A 17,253-nucleotide genomic window follows, 5' to 3' on the forward strand; every position below is an offset into this window, starting at 1 on the left:
GAAACACCCTTCGCAATGTGACTTACGCGACGATGAACCGGCCCGGACTGACCTTCGCCGCCGGGGAGGCGTAGCCTTGATTCCCGCTGTCCATCACCTTGTGAAGCGGAAGAGGGCGGTTGCCGCCGTGTCGCCACAGTCCCCCAGTAACTCAAGCTCCTCCACCCTTCGGGCAGGAGGCGCGTCTACGACCGACGCCGACCAAGCGGGCAAGAACCCCGCTGCCGCGTTCGGTCCCAATGAGTGGCTCGTCGACGAGATCTATCAGCAGTACCTCCAGGACCCGAATTCGGTAGACCGCGCCTGGTGGGACTTCTTCGCCGACTACAAGCCGGGGGCGGCCGCCACCCCGGCTCCGGCGGGTGCTGCGGCCGCGGGGGCCGCAGGGACCACCACCACCCCGGCGCCGGCCGCCCCGGCCGCGCCCGCGGCTCCGGCCGCCGCTCCCGCTCCGGCCCCCGCGGCCCCGAAGCCCGCCGCCGCGGCTCCCGCTCCGGCCCCGGCCCCGGCTCCCGCGAAGGCCGCCCCGGCCCCGAAGCCCGCCGCGAAGCCGAAGGCGGAGCCCGCCGCGCAGGCCGCCGACGGCCCGGAGCTGGTGCCGCTGCGCGGCCCGTCCGCCGCGGTCGCCAAGAACATGAACGCCTCGCTGGAACTGCCCACGGCCACGTCCGTGCGCGCGGTCCCGGTGAAGCTGCTGTTCGACAACCGCATCGTCATCAACAACCATCTCAAGCGGGCCCGCGGCGGGAAGATCTCCTTCACCCACCTCATCGGTTACGCGATGGTGCGGGCCATCAAGGCCATGCCGTCGATGAACTGGTCGTTCGGCGAGAAGGACGGCAAGCCGGTCCTCGTCAAGCCGGCGCACGTCAACCTCGGCCTGGCCATCGACCTGGTGAAGCCCAACGGCGACCGCCAGCTCGTCGTGGCCGCCATCAAGAAGGCCGAGACGCTGAACTTCTTCGAGTTCTGGCAGGCCTACGAGGACATCGTCCGCCGCGCCCGCGACGGCAAGCTGACGATGGACGACTTCACCGGCGTCACGGTCTCCCTGACCAACCCCGGCGGCCTCGGCACCGTCCACTCGGTCCCGCGCCTGATGCCCGGCCAGTCGGTGATCATGGGCGTCGGCTCCATGGACTACCCGGCGGAGTTCCAGGGCACCTCCCAGGACACCCTCAACAAGCTCGGCATCTCGAAGGTCATGACGCTCACGTCGACCTACGACCACCGGGTGATCCAGGGCGCGGCCTCCGGCGAGTTCCTCCGCCAGGTCGCGAACCTCCTGCTCGGCGAGAGCGGCTTCTACGACGACATCTTCGAGGCCCTGCGCATCCCCTACGAGCCGGTCCGCTGGCTGCGGGACATCGACGCCAGCCACGACGACGACGTCACCAAGGCCGCCCGCGTCTTCGAGCTGATCCACTCCTACCGGGTCCGCGGCCACGTCATGGCCGACACCGACCCGCTGGAGTACCGCCAGCGCAAGCACCCCGACCTGGACATCGTCGAGCACGGCCTCACCCTGTGGGACCTGGAGCGCGAGTTCGCCGTCGGCGGCTTCGCCGGCAAGTCGATGATGAAGCTGCGCGACATCCTCGGCGTGCTGCGCGACTCGTACTGCCGCACCACCGGCATCGAGTTCATGCACATCCAGGACCCCAAGCAGCGCAAGTGGATCCAGGACCGGGTGGAGCGCCCGCACTCCAAGCCGGAGCGCGAGGAGCAGCTGCGCATCCTGCGCCGGCTGAACGCGGCGGAGGCGTTCGAGACCTTCCTGCAGACGAAGTACGTCGGCCAGAAGCGCTTCTCGCTGGAGGGCGGCGAGTCCGTCATCCCGCTGCTCGACGCGGTGCTGGACAGCGCCGCCGAGTCGCGCCTGGACGAGGTCGTCATCGGCATGGCCCACCGCGGCCGCCTGAACGTCCTGGCGAACATCGTCGGCAAGTCGTACGCGCAGATCTTCCGCGAGTTCGAGGGCAACCTCGACCCGAAGTCGATGCACGGCTCCGGCGACGTGAAGTACCACCTGGGCGCCGAGGGCACCTTCACCGGCCTGGACGGCGAGCAGATCAAGGTCAGCCTGGTGGCGAACCCGTCGCACCTGGAGGCGGTCGACCCCGTCCTCGAGGGTGTGTCGCGGGCCAAGCAGGACATCATCAACAAGGGCGGCACGGACTTCACCGTGCTGCCGGTGGCGATCCACGGCGACGCGGCCTTCGCGGGCCAGGGCGTGGTGGCCGAGACCCTGAACATGTCGCAGCTGCGCGGCTACCGCACCGGCGGCACGGTCCACATCGTCATCAACAACCAGGTCGGCTTCACCGCGGCCCCCGAGTCCTCGCGTTCGTCGATGTACGCGACGGACGTGGCCCGCATGATCGAGGCCCCGATCTTCCACGTGAACGGCGACGACCCCGAGGCGGTCGTGCGGGTCGCGCGGCTGGCGTTCGAGTTCCGCCAGGCGTTCAACAAGGACGTGGTGATCGACCTCATCTGCTACCGCCGCCGCGGTCACAACGAGTCGGACAACCCGGCCTTCACCCAGCCGCTGATGTACGACCTGATCGACAAGAAGCGCTCGGTGCGCAAGCTGTACACCGAGTCCCTGATCGGTCGCGGCGACATCACCCTGGAAGAGGCCGAGCAGGCGCTGCAGGACTACCAGGGCCAGCTGGAGAAGGTCTTCACCGAGGTCCGCGAGGCCACCTCGCAGCCGGCGGCGGCGGCCACGTCCGACCCGCAGGCCGAGTTCCCGGTGGCGGTCTCCACGGCGGTCTCCACCGAGGTCGTCAAGCGGATCGCCGAGTCCCAGGTCAACATCCCCGACCACATCACCGTGCACCCGCGTCTGCTGCCGCAGCTGCAGCGCCGGGCGGCGATGGTCGAGGACGGCACCATCGACTGGGGCATGGGCGAGACCCTCGCGGTCGGCTCCCTGCTGCTGGAGGGCGTCCCGGTCCGGCTGGCCGGCCAGGACTCCCAGCGCGGCACCTTCGGCCAGCGCCACGCGGTGATCATCGACCGCAGCACCGGCGAGGAGTACACGCCGCTGCAGTACCTGGCGGAGGAACAGGCGCGCCTGAACGTCTACAACTCCCTGCTGTCCGAGTACGCGGCGATGGGCTTCGAGTACGGCTACTCGCTGGCCCGCCCGGACGCGCTGGTGATGTGGGAGGCGCAGTTCGGCGACTTCGTCAACGGCGCGCAGACGGTCGTGGACGAGTTCATCTCCTCGGCGGAGCAGAAGTGGGGCCAGACCTCCGGCGTGACGCTGCTGCTGCCGCACGGCTACGAGGGCCAGGGCCCGGACCACTCGTCCGCCCGCCCGGAGCGCTTCCTGCAGCTGTGCGCGCAGAACAACATGACGGTCGCGATGCCGACCTCGCCGTCGAACTACTTCCACCTCCTGCGGTGGCAGGTGCACAACCCGCACCACAAGCCGCTGATCGTCTTCACCCCGAAGTCGATGCTGCGCCTGAAGGCCGCGGCCTCGAAGGCGGAGGAGTTCACGACGGGCCAGTTCCGCCCGGTCATCGGCGACGCGTCGGTGGACCCGGCCGCGGTCCGCAAGGTCGTCTTCTGCGCGGGCAAGGTCTACTACGACCTGGACGCCGAGCGCCGCAAGCGCGGTGTGACGGACACCGCGATCGTCCGCATCGAGCGCCTGTACCCGCTGGCGGGTGCCGAGCTCCAGGCGGAGATCGCCAAGTACCCGAACGCCGAGAAGTACCTGTGGGCCCAGGAGGAGCCGGCCAACCAGGGCGCCTGGCCGTTCATCGCCCTGAACCTGATCGACCACCTGGACCTGGCGGTCGGCGCGGACATCCCGGCGAGCGAGCGCCTGCGCCGCATCTCCCGCCCGCACTCCTCCTCCCCGGCGGTGGGTTCCGCGAAGCGGCACCAGGCCGAGCAGGAGCAGCTGGTGCGCGAGGTGTTCGAGGCGTGAGCCGCTGAACTCCGGTCGCGGTGAGGCCCGGTCCCGTTTTCGGGGCCGGGCCTCACCGCGTTCCCGCTCCGCCCCTCCCGGCCGCTCCCCCCACCGCCGGTGACTCCGTAGGCTGTCCCCAGCACCCCGTACGACTGCAGGAGAGCAGCCCCATGTACTTCACCGACCGAGGCATCGAGGAGCTGGAGAAGCGGCGCGGCGAGGAGGAGGTCACCTTCGAGTGGCTCGCCGAGCAGCTGCGGACGTTCGTCGATCTCAACCCGGACTTCGAGGTACCGGTGGAGCGGCTGGCGACGTGGCTGGCCCGGCTGGACGACGAGGACGACGAGTAGCGGGTCGTCCCGGGGCAGAGCCCTGGCCGTGCTTCGGGGCGGGGTCGGGGGGCGGGCTCAGGACCGGGTTCCGGGGCGGGCTCCGGGCCAGGTTCGGGGCGGGCCTCGGACCGTGCTCCCTGCGGGATTCCGGGGCGGGCTCCCAGCCGGGCTCCGGGCCAGGTCCCGGGCCGAGCCTGGGACCGTGCTCAGGGCAGGGCTCCGGGCCGGATTCAGGGCCAGGCTCCGGAGCGGGCATCGGCCGTACTCCCAGCCGGGCTCCGGGGCGGGCTCCCGGCCGGACTCCGGGCCAGGTCCCGGACCGAGCCTGGGACCGTGCTCAGGGCAGGGCTCCGGGCCGGATTCAGGGCCAGGCTCCGGGGGCGGGCCTCGGGCCGTGCTCCCAGCCTGGTTCCGGGGCGGGCTCCCAGCCGGGCTCAGGCCGAGGTCCCGGGCCGAGCCTCGGACCGTGCTCCCCACCGGTTCCGGGCCAGGCTCCCGGGGCGGATTCCGGACGGCCTGTGAGGCCGGCGCGCTTGGTCGTGCCGTGCGGTTCCGTGCGCGGGTTCAGTCCAACGGGCGCATCGGGGCGTAGGCCAGCCCCAGCGCGCCGTGCGCCAGCAGCAGCGCCCCCGCCGCCAGCCAGCCGCCGCTGCGGCGGTACGCGCCCCAGGCCGTGAGCGGCAGCCCGGCGGCGAGCTGGGCCAGGGCCAGCGTCTGCCCCTTCGAAGTACCCGCCCACGGCAGCCAGGCGTTCCGGGGGCCGGGGCCGGTTCCGGCGGCGCCGGGTGCCGGACGGGCCGTCTCCGGCCGGACCACCCCTTCGAGCGACCGGTCGGCCCCTTCGACCCGGCGGGCGGCCGGGGCGATCTGACCGGTGACCGGGCCGGCCATCTGGCCGGTGACCTGGCCGGTGACCGCGCGGGCGTCCGGCAGGACGCGGGCCGCCTCGCGGAGGCGGTCGGCGGGTTCGCCCGGGTCGAGGCCCGGCGGCAGGGCGACGCCGGCGTGCGTGAGGACCGTCAGCAGGCCGCGCAGGCGGGCGCGGGCGTCGGCCCAGCGGTCGGACGCGGTGAGGCGGTCGAGCAACGGCAGGTCCGGGCCGAGACCGAGACGCGCGGCGAAGGTCCGCATCGCCTCGTCCTGGCCGGCGGGGGTGCCATCGGCGAGCCAGACGTAGCCGACCGGGCGACGGAAGCCGGAGACCAGGGTGTAGCCGGCGCGGTCGGCGTCCCACCACAGCGCGAGGACCGGCCAGGGAGCGCCGACGGCCAGGGCGGTGGCCCAGCCGGTCAGGACGTCGTCGACCGTCTCCGCGCCCCCGGCCCACGGCCCGCCCCCGGGGACCAGGACGCTCCAGCCGTCGCCGGCCCGGACCAGCGTCATGGTCTCGCCCAGCAGGAGGGCGGTGCGGGCGACGGAGTCGGCGTCGGCCCGGCAGAGCAGGAGGGCGCCGGGAGCGCGGCCGGTGCGTGAGGTTTCCGTCGTCGCCATGGTCACACGCTAGGGCGATTTGCCCCGTTCGGTCACTTCGAGGGCGTGGACACGGGCATCCACGTCCCCGGATCGGGTGTCTTGACTTTCCCGCGCCGCGATATATCGTGAAACGAGAGAAGACGCGATATGGCGTGTTCACGGCGGGAGGTCTGCACCATGTCCGAATGGTCCGTCCGAGAGCCCGGGAAGCTCACGTTCGACGAGCCCCCGCGGGAGCTCCACGTGCGCATCGTCAACGGCACGGTGAACGTGGTGGGCACGGACGAGGACTCCGCCCGCCTGGAGGTCTCCGAGATAGAGGGGTCCGAACTGCTCGTCACCCTGGAGGGCGGCGCGCTCACCGTGGCGTACGAGGATCTGCCCTGGAAGGGCTTCCTGAAGTGGCTCGACCGCAAGGGGTGGCGGCGCAGTGCCGTGGTCTCCCTCGCAGTGCCGGCCCGGACCCGGGTCGAGGTGGGGGTCGTCGGCGCCACGGCGGTCGTCTCCGGGCTCGACGAGCGCGTCGAGGTGAAGGGCGTCAACGGGGACACCACCCTCGTGAGGCTCACCGGGCCGGTACGCGCGGACACCGTCGCGGGGAACGTGGAGGCGCAGGCGCTCAGCGGCGACCTCCGCTTCAACTCGGTCTCCGGCGACCTCACCGTCGTCGAGGCGGGCTCCTCCGTCCGGGCGGACTCGGTGAGCGGCTCGATGATCGTCGACCTCGATACGACGGGCCGGCCGACCGACGTCACCCTGACGAGCGTCTCGGGCGAGATAGCGATCCGGCTGCCCCAGCCGGCGGACGCGGAGGTCGAGGCGAACACCGCCGGCGGCACGGTCTCCAACGCCTTCGAGGACCTGCGGGTCGGCGGGCAGTGGGGCGCCAAGCGGATCACCGGCCGGCTCGGCGCGGGCAACGGCCGGCTGAAGGCGACCACGGTCTCGGGCTCGATCGCCCTGCTCCGCCGGCCCCCGGCCGAGGACGAGCCGTGGGACGCGGTGCCACGGGACGACGGCCCGGAGGACAGTGCCCCGTGGGACAGGAGCCCGAAGGACGACGGCCCCAAAAACAACGGTCCGGAAGACGACGGTCCGGAAGACAGCGGCCCGGAAGACAGCGGCCCCGCGGACACCCCGGCGGGCGCGGCGGGCGCGGACTCGGGGGAGAATTCCGTTTCCGGCCGGGACGGCGGCGCGACCGGCGCCCCGGCCGACGGCACGACCGACAAGAAGGTGCTCTGACATGCCTCCCGTCTTCGCCCATGGCCGCCTCCGCCTGTACCTGCTGAAGCTGCTGGACGAGGCCCCGCGCCACGGTTACGAGGTGATCCGCCTGCTCGAGGAGCGGTTCCAGGGGCTGTACGCGCCCTCGGCCGGCACCGTCTACCCCCGGCTCGCCAAGCTGGAGGCCGAAGGCCTGGTCACGCACACCACCGAAGGCGGCCGCAAGGTGTACGCCATCACCGACGCGGGCCGGGCCGAGCTGGCCGACCGCAGCGGGGAACTGGCCGACCTGGAGCTGGAGATCCGCGAGTCGGTGGCGGAGCTCGCCGCCGAGATCCGGGCCGACGTGCGGGGCGCGGCCGGCGACCTGCGGCGCGAGATGCGTGCGGCCGCCTCCGAGGCCCGCCGCGGCGGCACGGCGCAGGGCCGGCCGGAGGGCCCCTTCGGTGAGCACGGGGAGTACGCGGGGTACGGGGACCTCGGCGACAAGGAGGCCTGGCGCGCCGCGAAGGAGGAGATGCGGCGCGTCAAGCAGGAGTGGAAGGAGCAGGCCCGCCGCGCCAAGGACGAGAGCCGCCGGGCCCGCGAGGAGGCCCAGCGGGCGCGGCGCCAGGCCAAGGAGGCGCAGGAGCGGGCGCGGGCCCAGGCCCAGGAGGAGGTGCAGCGCATCGCCCGGCGCGTGCAGGAGCAGGTGCAGGACCACTTCGCGCGGGGCGACTGGCCGACGGGGGTCCGGGAGGGCCTGACCGAGTTGGCCAAGGAGTTCGGCGACTTCGGCAAGAGCTTCGGGACGGGGCTGGGCAAGGACTTCGGCTTCGGTCGCGGCGGCACGGGCACCGGTACGGCGGCGTCCGGGCCGGATTACTCGCAGACGCCGGAGGACTTCCCGGCCGGATACGAGCCGGCCTGGGCCCACGAGGAGACGACCGGCGACCCGGCCCGCGACCTGGACCGGCTGCTCGACCGCTTCCGCGACGACATCCGCGACGCGGCCCGCGACCACGGTGTCACGGCCGACCAGCTCCGTGACGCCCGCCGCCATCTGTCGACGGCAGCGGCTCACATCGGGGCGATACTGCGCACGCCGAAGGCCTGAGCAAGCCGACGGCCGGCCCGGAAGAACCGGGACGGCCGTCGGCGCGAAAGAGGCTGGTGCAAGCGGCTCTCAGCCGTTGGTGAGCACGATCTTTCCGAACTGGTCGCCCGACTCCAGTCGTTCGAAGCCCTCGCGGGCCCGCTCCATCGGCAGCACCTCGTCGATGACGGGACGTACGCCGGTGGCGGCGCAGAAGGAGAGCAGGTCCTCGAGTTCGTCCTTGGTGCCCATCGTGGAGCCGACGACCTTGAGCTCCAGGAAGAAGATGCGGGTCAGCTCGGCGTGTGAGGGGCGGTCGCCGCTGGTGGCGCCGGAGATGACGAGCGTGCCGCCGGGCTTCAGCGACTTCACCGAGTGCGACCAGGTGGCCGCGCCCACGGTCTCGATGACGGCGTCCACCCGCTGCGGCAGCCGCGCCCCCGACTCCAGCGCCTCGACGGCGCCCAGTTCCACCGCCCGCTTGCGCTTGGCCTCGTCGCGGCTGGTCGCGAAGACCCGCAGGCCGGCGGCCTTGCCGAGCACGATCGCGGCCGTGGCGACACCGCCGCCCGCGCCCTGGACGAGGACCGAGTCGCCGGGCCGCACCCCGGCGTTGGTGAAGAGCATGCGGTAGGCGGTCAGCCAGGCGGTCGGCAGGCAGGCGGCCTCCTCGAAGGAGAGTTCCCTGGGCTTGGGCAGGACGTTCCAGGTCGGCACGGCGACCTGCTCGGCGAAGGTCCCCTGATAGCGCTCGGTCAGGATGGAGCGGGGCTCCCGGGGGCCGACTCCGTGACCGCTCTGTCCGATCACGGAGTGCAGGACGACCTCGTTGCCGTCCTCGTCGACGCCGGCGGCGTCGCAGCCGAGGATCATCGGCAGTCTGTCCTCGGGCAGGCCCACGCCTCGCAGCGACCACAGATCGTGGTGGTTGAGGGAGGCGGCCTTGACGTTGACGGTGCTCCAGCCGGGACGGGCCTCGGGAGCCGGACGCTCCCCCAGTTCCAGGCCGTTCAGCGGCTGGTCGCGGTCGATTCGGGCGGCGTAGACGGCGAACATGACCTTGACGATAGGCGGCCCCGGCGGCGTGGGGAACCAGGCCGCGCTGTGACACACACCCTCTTGCCACGGCGGCAGTCAGCGGAAGTCAGCGGGAACCCGGGGGGATCAGGTGGAATCAGCGGGAAACAGCGGAACCCGGGGAATCAGCGGGAAACAGAACGGCCCCGCCCGGCAGGGCGGGGCCGTTCAGCCGGCACTCGGCATCACGTCAGCGACGTGCGACGCCCTCGGCCCGCGCCGCGGCCGCGACCGCCGCGGTGACCGCCGGAGCGACCCGCTCGTCGAACGGCGACGGGATGACGTAGTCGGCGGCGAGGTCGTCGCCGACCACTCCGGCCAGCGCCTCGGCCGCCGCGATCTTCATCCCCTCCGTGATCCGGGACGCGCGCACCTGCAGCGCGCCCGCGAAGATGCCGGGGAACGCCAGCACGTTGTTGATCTGGTTCGGGAAGTCCGACCGGCCGGTGGCCACCACCGCCGCGTACTTGTGCGCGACGTCGGGGTGCACCTCGGGGTTCGGGTTGGCCATGGCGAACACGAACGCGTCCTTGGCCATGGAGGCGACCGCCTCCTCCGCGACCGTACCGCCGGAGACGCCGATGAAGACGTCGGCGCCCTCCAGTGCCGCCTCCAGCGACCCGGTCAGGCCCGCCTTGTTGGTGAAACCGGCGACTTCCCGCTTGACCGGCGTCAGGTCGTCCCGGTCGGCCGAGACCACGCCCCTGCGGTCCGCGACGGCGACATCGCCGATACCGGCCTCGATCAGGAACTTCGCGATGGCGATACCGGCCGCGCCCGAGCCCGAGATGACCGCCCGCAGGTCGCCGAGCCCCCGGCCGGTGAGCCGCGCGGCGTTGCGCAGGGCCGCCAGGGTCACGACCGCGGTGCCGTGCTGGTCGTCGTGGAAGACCGGGATGTCGAGCCGCTCCTGCAGCTTCCGCTCGATCTCGAAGCACCGCGGCGCCGAGATGTCCTCCAGGTTGACGCCGCCGAAGGACGGCGCGAGGCGCACCACGGTCTCGACGATCTCGTCGACGCCGGTGCAGTCCAGCGCGATCGGCACCGCGTCCACGCCGCCGAACTGCTTGAACAGGATCGCCTTGCCCTCCATCACCGGGAGGGAGGCCTCGGGCCCGATGTCGCCGAGTCCGAGCACGGCCGTGCCGTCGGTCACCACGGCGACCACGGACGACTTCCACGTGTAGTCGTTGACCAGGTCCGGCTGCTCCGCGATCGCGGTGCACACGCGCGCGACGCCGGGTGTGTACGCGAGGGACAGGTCGTCCTTGTTGCGGACCGGCACGGTGGCCTGCACGGCCATCTTGCCGCCGCGGTGCAGCGCGAACGCCGGGTCGAAGGAATCGAGGGGCTCGGCCCCGCCGTCCTGATCCGTACTGCTGTCGCTGCGAGGATTGACGATCTCCGCTGCCACTTTGTCTTACCCCTTAAGTCTTCATCGGTTGAGGGTGGGCCACTCCTGGTGAGGGGTGGGCGGGACCGCGTATGGCCCGATATCTGTTGATGCGTACGGGTCATACGCGACAGGCGCGCCGCACACGCGCCCGGAGCCCCGGATGAGGGGTGTAAAGAACCTTCTTACCGGACGGACCGCGTCGACGACGAGTCCATTAAGCGCAAGGTCACATCCCGAAACCAGTAGGTCACACACAGGTGCCGGGGATTCTCCCGAAATGGACGGAAAAGCACTTGACACGCCCTTGACACGCCCTTGACAAGCAGCCGCACAGTGACCAACGCCTCGGAGTGCAGGTCCGCGTCCCCGGATGCGCCGGAGATCTTCCGGCCGGAGGGGAGGATTCCCGCAGATGGTCCGGTCATGATGTCCGTCCTGATGCGGTTCGGGGGTCACCCGTTATCCGATTTTGACATAGCTGGCCCCCTGAACGGCTGAGTCCGAATGGCAAGATGCCGTAATCACACGAGGTCGCGACACCCAAAGGTGTGTGTTCTCGTCGACCCATCGGCATCTCCACCCTTCCGCCGGAGGAACCCACCATGACCGCAAGCTCCACCCGTCGTACCACCGCCGCGCCCAACCGTCTGGTAGCGGTAGGTGCGATCGCGGTCGCAGGCGCGCTGCTTCTCACCGGCTGCGGTGACCAGACCAAGGACAAGGACAAGGGCAGCAGCAGCGCGTCGACGAGCACCGCGCCGCTGGCCGACAAGCTCCCCCAGTCGATCCGCGACAAGGGTGTCATCAAGGTCGGTTCGGACATCGCGTACGCGCCGGTCGAGTTCAAGGACAGCTCCGGCAACACGGTCGGCATCGACCCCGACCTCGCGGCCGCCATGGGCAAGCAGCTGGGCGTGAAGTTCGACTTCGAGAACGGCACCTTCGACACCCTGATCACCGGTCTGCGCTCCAAGCGGTACGACATCGCCATGTCGGCCATGACGGACACCAAGGACCGCCAGGAGGGCATCGACTCCGACACCGGCAAGAAGGTCGGCGAGGGCGTCGACTTCGTCGACTACTTCACCGCCGGTGTCTCGATCTACACCAAGAAGGGTGACGACCAGGGCATCAAGACCTGGTCCGACCTGTGCGGCAAGAAGATCGCGGTGCAGCGCGGCACGGTCTCCGAGGACCTCGCCAAGTCCGAGGCCAAGAAGTGCCCGAGCGGCAAGAAGCTGGCCATAGAGTCCTTCGACAACGACCAGCAGGCCCAGACCCGGGTCCGCGCGGGCGGCGCCGACGCCGGCTCCTCCGACTTCCCCGTGACCGCGTACGCCGTGAAGACCTCCGGCGGCGGCAAGGACTTCCAGATCGTCGGCGAGCAGGTCGAGGCCGCCCCGTACGGCATCGCGGTCGCCAAGGACAACACCCAGCTGCGCGACGCCCTGAAGGCCGCCCTGGACGCCATCATCAAGAACGGCGAGTACGACAAGATCATCCAGAAGTGGGGCGTCGGTGACGGCGCCGTCAAGGCAGCCGTCATCAACGGCGGCAAGTGACCGCGGTCTGCGGCCACCGAAAGGGCATCACCCGTGACTGCTGACATCGGCAAGACGGCACGTCCGGAAGACGCTCCCGCGGCCGGGCCGGAGGCCATCAAGGCCATCCCGGTCCGGCACTACGGGCGGTACGTCTCCGCCGTCATCGCGATCGGGCTCCTCGTCGCGATCATCTACGCGTTCGGCCAGGGCAAGATCAACTGGCACGCCGTTCCGGACTACTTCTTCGACCACCGCATCATGAAGGGCGTCGGCCAGACGATGCTCCTGACGGTGCTGTCGATGCTGATCGGCATCCTCGGCGGCATCCTGCTCGCCGTCATGCGCCTGTCGAAGAACCCGGTGACCTCGTCCATCGCCTGGTTCTACATCTGGTTCTTCCGCGGCACCCCGGTCCTGGTCCAGCTGTTCGTCTGGTTCAACCTGGGCCTGGTCTTCGAGTACATCAACCTCGGGCCGATCTACAAGAACTACTGGTCGGACTTCATGACGCCGTTCCTGACGGCGCTGCTCGGCCTGGGCCTCAACGAGGCCGCGTACATGGCGGAGATCTGCCGCGCCGGCCTGCTCTCGGTCGACGAGGGGCAGACCGAGGCGGCCCACGCCCTCGGCATGAGCCACGGCAAGACCCTGCGGCGGATCGTCATCCCGCAGGCCATGCGCGTGATCGTGCCGCCCACGGGCAACGAGGTCATCAACATGCTGAAGACCACCTCGCTGGTCTCGGCGGTGCAGTACTACGAGCTGCTGCGCTACGCCCAGGACATCGGCCAGACCTCCGGCGCCCCGGTGGAGATGCTGTTCCTGGCCGCCGCCTGGTACCTGATCCTCACCTCGGTGCTCAGCGTCGGGCAGTACTACGTCGAGCGGTACTACGCCCGCGGCTCCAGCCGGAATCTGCCGCCCACCCCGTGGCAGCGGGTCAGGCGGAACCTGGCGCCCCTGTTCAGCCGGAAGGGGGTCACGGCATGACCGACAAGCTCAGCAAGGCGGACGAGCCCGTGCGCGACTCCAGTGTCCCGATGGTCAAGGCCGAGGGCGTCCACAAGTCCTTCGGCCAGGTGGAGGTCCTCAAGGGCATCGACCTGGAGGTGAGGTCCGGCGAGGTGTTCTGCCTCATCGGCCCGTCCGGCTCCGGCAAGTCGACCTTCCTGCGGTGCATCAACCACCTGGAGAAGATCAACGCCGGGCGGCTGTACGTCGACGGGGAGCTGGTCGGCTACCGGCAGCGGGGCGACAAGCTGTACGAGCTCAAGGACAGCGAGGTCGCGCTCAAGCGCCGGGACATCGGCATGGTCTTCCAGCGCTTCAACCTCTTCCCGCACATGACCGCGCTGGAGAACGTCATCGAGGCGCCGGTGCAGGTCAAGGGGCAGAACAAGACCGAGGCCAGGGAGCGGGCACGGCAGCTGCTGGAGCGGGTCGGCCTGGCCGACAAGGCCGGCAACTACCCCTCGCAGCTCTCCGGCGGCCAGCAGCAGCGCGTGGCGATCGCCCGGGCGCTCGCCATGGACCCGAAGCTGATGCTCTTCGACGAGCCGACCTCGGCCCTCGACCCGGAGCTGGTCGGCGACGTCCTCGACGTCATGCGCGACCTGGCCGAGTCGGGCATGACGATGGTCGTCGTCACCCACGAGATGGGCTTCGCCCGCGAGGTCGGCGACAGCCTCGTCTTCATGGACGGCGGCGTCGTGGTCGAGTCCGGCCACCCGCGCGACGTCCTGACCGACCCCCAGCACGAGCGGACGAAGTCCTTCCTGTCCAAGGTGCTGTGAGCGGTCCGGCGGCCGCAGCGGCGACGAGGGGCGGTACGGGATCTCCGTACCGCCCCTCGCGCGTGCGCTGCCGCGGCGGCCCTACCTGAGCGCCAGCAGCAGCGTGTCCGACGGCGAGCACCACACCGCGCGGGCCTCCTCGAAGCCCTGCTCGCGCAGGACGCGCGCGTGCCAGGCCGCGGACGGCGTGGCGCCGTCCGCGTGGTCGCCGTAGATCTCGAAGCGGCGGGCGGTGGGGGCGGCGAGCACCGGGTCCTTCGCGGCCCGGGCCCACCACCCGGCCCAGTCGAGGGCGCCGTCCTTCGGCACCCGGTCCCTGCGGCGGTGCCGCTGGGCGCTCTCGGCCGCGTTGATGCGGGGCGTGGTGTCGTCGGTCATGTGGTCCGCGTTCAGGAAGACGCCGCCGTGGCGGACGAGTCCGGCGATCCGGCCGTACAGGGTCCGCAGGCCCTCGGCGCGCAGCCAGTGCAGGGCGGTGGCGGTCAGGACCGCGTCATAGGTGTCGTGCGGGAGCAGCGCGGGCCAGTCGGGGTCCTTCAGGTCCGCCTCGACGAACGTGACGCGCTCGTCGCCGGCGAACGTGCCCCGGGCGATGGTGAGCAGGGCCGGGTCGAGGTCGACCCCGGTGCTGGTGGCCCGCGGGAAGCGGGCGAGCAGCCGGGCGGTGATGCTGCCGGTGCCGCAGGCGAGGTCCAGGACGCGCGGCTCGGGCCCGGCGAACGCCTCGACCATGTCGAGCATGACCCGGAAGCGCTCCTCGCGGTCCGGCATGTACCACTCCTGCTGCCGGTCCCAACTGCGCTGCCACCGCTGCCAGTCGGTTTCCGCGCCGGTCGTCATGGAAGCCCCCTCCTCAGCCGACCTCGTAATACCCTGGAAGCACGACCATCTGTTACCCGACCGCATCACGACCATAGAGTGCCCCAGTAAGGACTACAAGTGGAACTGGCCTATTACTCGGATTACGCCGTACGTCTGGTCAACAGCGAGCAGCCGGCCCGGGGCAAGGACACCTTGACCTCGGTCGAGGCGGTCCGGGAGCTGTTCGGGGCGAACCAGTCGGCGGCCCGGCGCGCCACGGACGCCGACGTGACCCGGTTCCGTTCGGTGCGGGCCCGGCTGCGCTCGGTCTTCGCGGCGGCGGACCAGGGCGACGAGACGCTGGCGGTGGACCTGCTGAACTCGCTGCTGCTGGAGTTCCCGGTGAGCCCGCAGATCTCGGGCCACGACTTCCGGGACGACGACGGCCGCCCCCTGTGGCACATGCACCTGGCCGACCACCCGTCGAACGCGACCGCCGGCTACGCGGCCATAGCGGCGATGGGCCTGGCGTTCCACCTGACGGAGTACGGCGTGGACCGGCTCGGCCTGTGCCAGGCGCCGCCGTGCCGCAACGCCTACCTGGACACCTCGACCAACCGCTCCCGGCGCTACTGCTCCGACCGCTGCGCCACCCGCGCCAACGTGGCCGCCTACCGCGCCCGCAAGCGCCTGGAGGCCGACCGGTCGGACAGCACCGGCCTGGCGGACGACAAGGCCCAGCGCGCGAGCGCGAACGGCGAGCGCTGATCGGGCTTCCGCGGCCGGTACCTCAGGCGCACCTTGCCCAGCACCAGGTCTTCGGGGACGGTCCCGTAGTCCGTACTGTCGCCTCCGGCGTAGGAGTTGTCGCCGAGCACCCACCAGCCGCCCTCCCGGCGCTCCGCGGCACGCTTGACGACGAGCAGGTCCTGCTGGAAGGGGTGGCGCAGCACGATCACGTCCCCCGGCCTGATCCGGGCGCCGTACTGCACCACGAGCCGGTCCCCGTGCCGCAGCGTGGGCACCATGGACGGCCCGGTCACCTCGGCCACCCCGAAGGGCAGCACCGCCCTCATGCGCTCCACGTCCTGCGACGGCTCCGGCATCACCGGTACCTCCCCGGTCCGATCGTCCACAGTCTCAGTCTCACCCTGGACTTTTGTCCTAAGCCCGTGGGGGCACTCGCGAAATCACTTCTCCCAGGGAGTAATGTCGCACCTGAGAAGACGATCACGAGGAAGGATTGCTTCATGCTTTCCCGCCTGTTTGCCCCCAAGGTCAAGGTCAGCGCGCACTGCGACCTTCCCTGCGGCGTGTACGACCCGGCCCAGGCCCGCATCGAGGCGGAGTCGGTGAAGGCCGTCCAGGAGAAGATGGCCGGCAACGACGACCCGCACTTCCAGGCGCGCGCCACCGTCATCAAGGAGCAGCGCGCCGAGCTGGCGAAGCACCACGTCTCCGTGCTGTGGAGCGACTACTTCAAGCCCCCGCACTTCGAGAAGTACCCGGAGCTGCACCAGCTGGTCAACGACACCCTGAAGGCCCTGTCGGCCGCCAAGGCGTCGACCGACCCCGCGACGGGTCAGAAGGCCCTGGACTACATCGCCCAGATCGACAAGATCTTCTGGGAGACCAAGAAGGCCTGACCTTCGGTTCATGCCTCTTGACCTGCGATTTTTCCTTGGTCGCCTGGTCATCCTGTCCGCACCCGGCCCGCAGGCCGCCGAGCACGGCGCCCATGACGGACCGGGTGCGGTCTTCTTTTCGCCCCCAGGTCACAGTGAGCCTCCGGCCACAGGCGGGCCCCGGCCACAGGCGGGTCCCGGCCACAGGCGGGTCCCGGCCACAGATGGGGTCCCGGCCACAGGTGGGCGTGGATCCGCAGCGGCGGCCCGCCGCGACGGCGCGGGCGGCTTCGGCTCGGGGGTAGCGCTCGCCGGGCGGCAGGCGGAGTAGCCCTGGCCATGGCCATCACCCGCCTCGACGCGACGAGTTCAGGGGCGACCTCGCCCCGGAGGCCGCGGACACGCCGAAGAGGACGACGGCGCCCCAGGCGGCCGGCATGCCTTCCGCCCGTGTCGCGGCAAGGCTGTCCGGCAAGCGCGTCGAGGCGCTCTCGGAACGCACCGAAACGTCGACGGCGTGGGTGAACAAAGACGGCAGTCCGACAACCGAGTTCGCGGCAGGTCCGGTCCGCTTCAAGCGGGACGGCACATGGGTCGATGCCGATGCCGAATTGCGCGCTTCCGGCGCGGGTGTGGAGCCGGTCGCGCACCCGGACGGTTTGCGGCTCGCCGGCAGGACAGGAACTCCGGCGAAATCCCGGAAAGCCGCTCGCGAAGCCAAGGCCACCGACCTGGTGACCCTCGGTGAGGGCGACCGGCAGATCACCCTCCAGGGGAAAGGCGGCCCGCCCGAACCGGAACTCGACGGGCCGCGAGCGGAGTGCGTCGACGCCGTGCCTGGCACGCACGTACACCCGCCCGACCCGTCCACGCCGGGCCTAGGTCCAATGCCGGTGACTTAGGTGGTTGTGTCTCGTTGTTGTTCGTGTGGCGAGGGCGGGGCAGGCCAGGACGCCTGCGGGTGAGCGGTTGTCGGACC

The 17,253-nt window shown here is 71.0% G+C and carries 15 protein-coding genes; 10 read left to right on the forward strand and 5 right to left on the reverse strand.

Translation table 11 applies throughout. The features are described from left to right. The first annotated feature begins 127 nt into the window (after positions 1-127). Positions 128-3,949 (forward strand): multifunctional oxoglutarate decarboxylase/oxoglutarate dehydrogenase thiamine pyrophosphate-binding subunit/dihydrolipoyllysine-residue succinyltransferase subunit, encoded by a 3,822-nt coding sequence (locus tag ACH4ZX_RS37920; protein WP_398283085.1) that lies wholly within the window; start codon positions 128-130, stop codon positions 3,947-3,949. Positions 3,950-4,101: 152 nt separating this feature from the next. Continuing rightward, complete coding sequence (locus ACH4ZX_RS37925; protein WP_003992906.1) at positions 4,102-4,281, forward strand: DUF6104 family protein; 180 nt, start codon at positions 4,102-4,104, stop codon at positions 4,279-4,281. A gap of 546 nt (positions 4,282-4,827) precedes the next feature. On the opposite strand, the gene ACH4ZX_RS37930 is transcribed toward ACH4ZX_RS37925, so the two are convergent. Beyond that, a complete protein-coding gene (locus ACH4ZX_RS37930) occupies positions 4,828-5,754 on the reverse strand; it encodes a hypothetical protein (protein WP_398283087.1) in 927 nt (308 codons plus the stop codon). A gap of 159 nt (positions 5,755-5,913) precedes the next feature. On the opposite strand from ACH4ZX_RS37930, the gene ACH4ZX_RS37935 reads away from it, so the two are divergent. Next, complete coding sequence (locus ACH4ZX_RS37935; RefSeq protein ID WP_398283089.1) at positions 5,914-6,981, forward strand: DUF4097 family beta strand repeat-containing protein; 1,068 nt, start codon at positions 5,914-5,916, stop codon at positions 6,979-6,981. Between the two features lies 1 nt (position 6,982). Then, positions 6,983-8,059: a helix-turn-helix transcriptional regulator gene (locus tag ACH4ZX_RS37940; RefSeq protein ID WP_398283091.1), complete on the forward strand. Its 1,077-nt coding sequence runs from the start codon at positions 6,983-6,985 to the stop codon at positions 8,057-8,059. A gap of 69 nt (positions 8,060-8,128) precedes the next feature. On the opposite strand, the gene ACH4ZX_RS37945 is transcribed toward ACH4ZX_RS37940, so the two are convergent. Continuing rightward, a complete protein-coding gene (locus ACH4ZX_RS37945) occupies positions 8,129-9,094 on the reverse strand; it encodes a zinc-binding dehydrogenase (RefSeq protein ID WP_351892290.1) in 966 nt (321 codons plus the stop codon). Positions 9,095-9,305: 211 nt separating this feature from the next. Then, the gene (locus ACH4ZX_RS37950) at positions 9,306-10,529 is read right to left on the reverse strand and encodes an NADP-dependent malic enzyme (RefSeq protein WP_398283093.1); all 1,224 of its coding nucleotides are present in this window, start codon (positions 10,527-10,529) and stop codon (positions 9,306-9,308) included. Positions 10,530-11,113: 584 nt separating this feature from the next. Between ACH4ZX_RS37950 and ACH4ZX_RS37955 the strand changes: the two genes are divergently transcribed. The 3 genes from ACH4ZX_RS37955 to ACH4ZX_RS37965 are packed head-to-tail and all read left to right on the forward strand — an operon-like array spanning position 11,114 to position 13,848. Further along, positions 11,114-12,073, forward strand: coding sequence for an ABC transporter substrate-binding protein (locus tag ACH4ZX_RS37955; protein ID WP_398283095.1), 960 nt, complete (start codon positions 11,114-11,116; stop codon positions 12,071-12,073). A 33-nt stretch (positions 12,074-12,106) separates the two neighbouring features. Beyond that, positions 12,107-13,045 carry an amino acid ABC transporter permease gene (locus ACH4ZX_RS37960; protein ID WP_398283097.1) on the forward strand — a complete coding sequence of 313 codons (939 nt, stop codon included), beginning with the start codon at positions 12,107-12,109 and terminating at the stop codon, positions 13,043-13,045. Beyond that, a complete protein-coding gene (locus ACH4ZX_RS37965; RefSeq protein ID WP_360752613.1) occupies positions 13,042-13,848 on the forward strand; it encodes an amino acid ABC transporter ATP-binding protein in 807 nt (268 codons plus the stop codon). Before ACH4ZX_RS37960 ends, ACH4ZX_RS37965 begins: the two co-directional genes overlap by 4 nt. 81 nt (positions 13,849-13,929) lie before the next feature. Here the strand turns inward: ACH4ZX_RS37965 and ACH4ZX_RS37970 are convergent, their stop codons facing one another. Next, positions 13,930-14,688: a class I SAM-dependent methyltransferase gene (locus tag ACH4ZX_RS37970; RefSeq protein WP_398283100.1), complete on the reverse strand. Its 759-nt coding sequence runs from the start codon at positions 14,686-14,688 to the stop codon at positions 13,930-13,932. Positions 14,689-14,787: 99 nt separating this feature from the next. Here ACH4ZX_RS37970 and ACH4ZX_RS37975 point away from each other — a divergent pair, with 99 nt between their 5' ends. Then, a complete protein-coding gene (locus ACH4ZX_RS37975) occupies positions 14,788-15,417 on the forward strand; it encodes a CGNR zinc finger domain-containing protein (protein ID WP_360752619.1) in 630 nt (209 codons plus the stop codon). On the opposite strand, the gene sodX is transcribed toward ACH4ZX_RS37975, so the two are convergent. After that, on the reverse strand, positions 15,321-15,755 hold the full coding sequence (gene sodX / locus ACH4ZX_RS37980) for a nickel-type superoxide dismutase maturation protease (RefSeq protein WP_398283104.1): 435 nt from the start codon (positions 15,753-15,755) through the stop codon (positions 15,321-15,323). The two genes, ACH4ZX_RS37975 and sodX, sit on opposite strands and share 97 nt — an antisense overlap. Positions 15,756-15,899: 144 nt before the next feature. Between sodX and sodN the strand changes: the two genes are divergently transcribed. Beyond that, positions 15,900-16,295 carry a superoxide dismutase, Ni gene (sodN, locus tag ACH4ZX_RS37985; protein WP_004983535.1) on the forward strand — a complete coding sequence of 132 codons (396 nt, stop codon included), beginning with the start codon at positions 15,900-15,902 and terminating at the stop codon, positions 16,293-16,295. 416 nt (positions 16,296-16,711) lie between these two features. Further along, on the forward strand, positions 16,712-17,176 hold the full coding sequence (locus ACH4ZX_RS37990; protein WP_398283102.1) for a hypothetical protein: 465 nt from the start codon (positions 16,712-16,714) through the stop codon (positions 17,174-17,176). Positions 17,177-17,253: the final 77 nt, after the last annotated feature.

This window comes from Streptomyces sp. NPDC020490, from assembly GCF_044335305.1.
Classification (GTDB): Bacteria; Actinomycetota; Actinomycetes; order Streptomycetales; family Streptomycetaceae; genus Streptomyces.

What these genes read in the sequence shown, in the direction of transcription:
- ACH4ZX_RS37925 (WP_003992906.1), top strand. Translation starts at nt 4,102, where the DNA reads ATGTACTTCACCGACCGAGGCATCGAGGAGCTGGAGAAGCGGCGCGGC.
- sodN (WP_004983535.1), top strand. Translation starts at nt 15,900, where the DNA reads ATGCTTTCCCGCCTGTTTGCCCCCAAGGTCAAGGTCAGCGCGCACTGC.
- ACH4ZX_RS37940 (WP_398283091.1), top strand. Translation starts at nt 6,983, where the DNA reads ATGCCTCCCGTCTTCGCCCATGGCCGCCTCCGCCTGTACCTGCTGAAG.
- ACH4ZX_RS37970 (WP_398283100.1), bottom strand. Translation starts at nt 14,688, where the DNA reads ATGACGACCGGCGCGGAAACCGACTGGCAGCGGTGGCAGCGCAGTTGG.
- sodX (WP_398283104.1), bottom strand. Translation starts at nt 15,755, where the DNA reads ATGCCGGAGCCGTCGCAGGACGTGGAGCGCATGAGGGCGGTGCTGCCC.
- ACH4ZX_RS37935 (WP_398283089.1), top strand. Translation starts at nt 5,914, where the DNA reads ATGTCCGAATGGTCCGTCCGAGAGCCCGGGAAGCTCACGTTCGACGAG.
- ACH4ZX_RS37955 (WP_398283095.1), top strand. Translation starts at nt 11,114, where the DNA reads ATGACCGCAAGCTCCACCCGTCGTACCACCGCCGCGCCCAACCGTCTG.
- ACH4ZX_RS37965 (WP_360752613.1), top strand. Translation starts at nt 13,042, where the DNA reads ATGACCGACAAGCTCAGCAAGGCGGACGAGCCCGTGCGCGACTCCAGT.
- ACH4ZX_RS37930 (WP_398283087.1), bottom strand. Translation starts at nt 5,754, where the DNA reads ATGGCGACGACGGAAACCTCACGCACCGGCCGCGCTCCCGGCGCCCTC.
- ACH4ZX_RS37945 (WP_351892290.1), bottom strand. Translation starts at nt 9,094, where the DNA reads ATGTTCGCCGTCTACGCCGCCCGAATCGACCGCGACCAGCCGCTGAAC.
- ACH4ZX_RS37990 (WP_398283102.1), top strand. Translation starts at nt 16,712, where the DNA reads ATGCCTTCCGCCCGTGTCGCGGCAAGGCTGTCCGGCAAGCGCGTCGAG.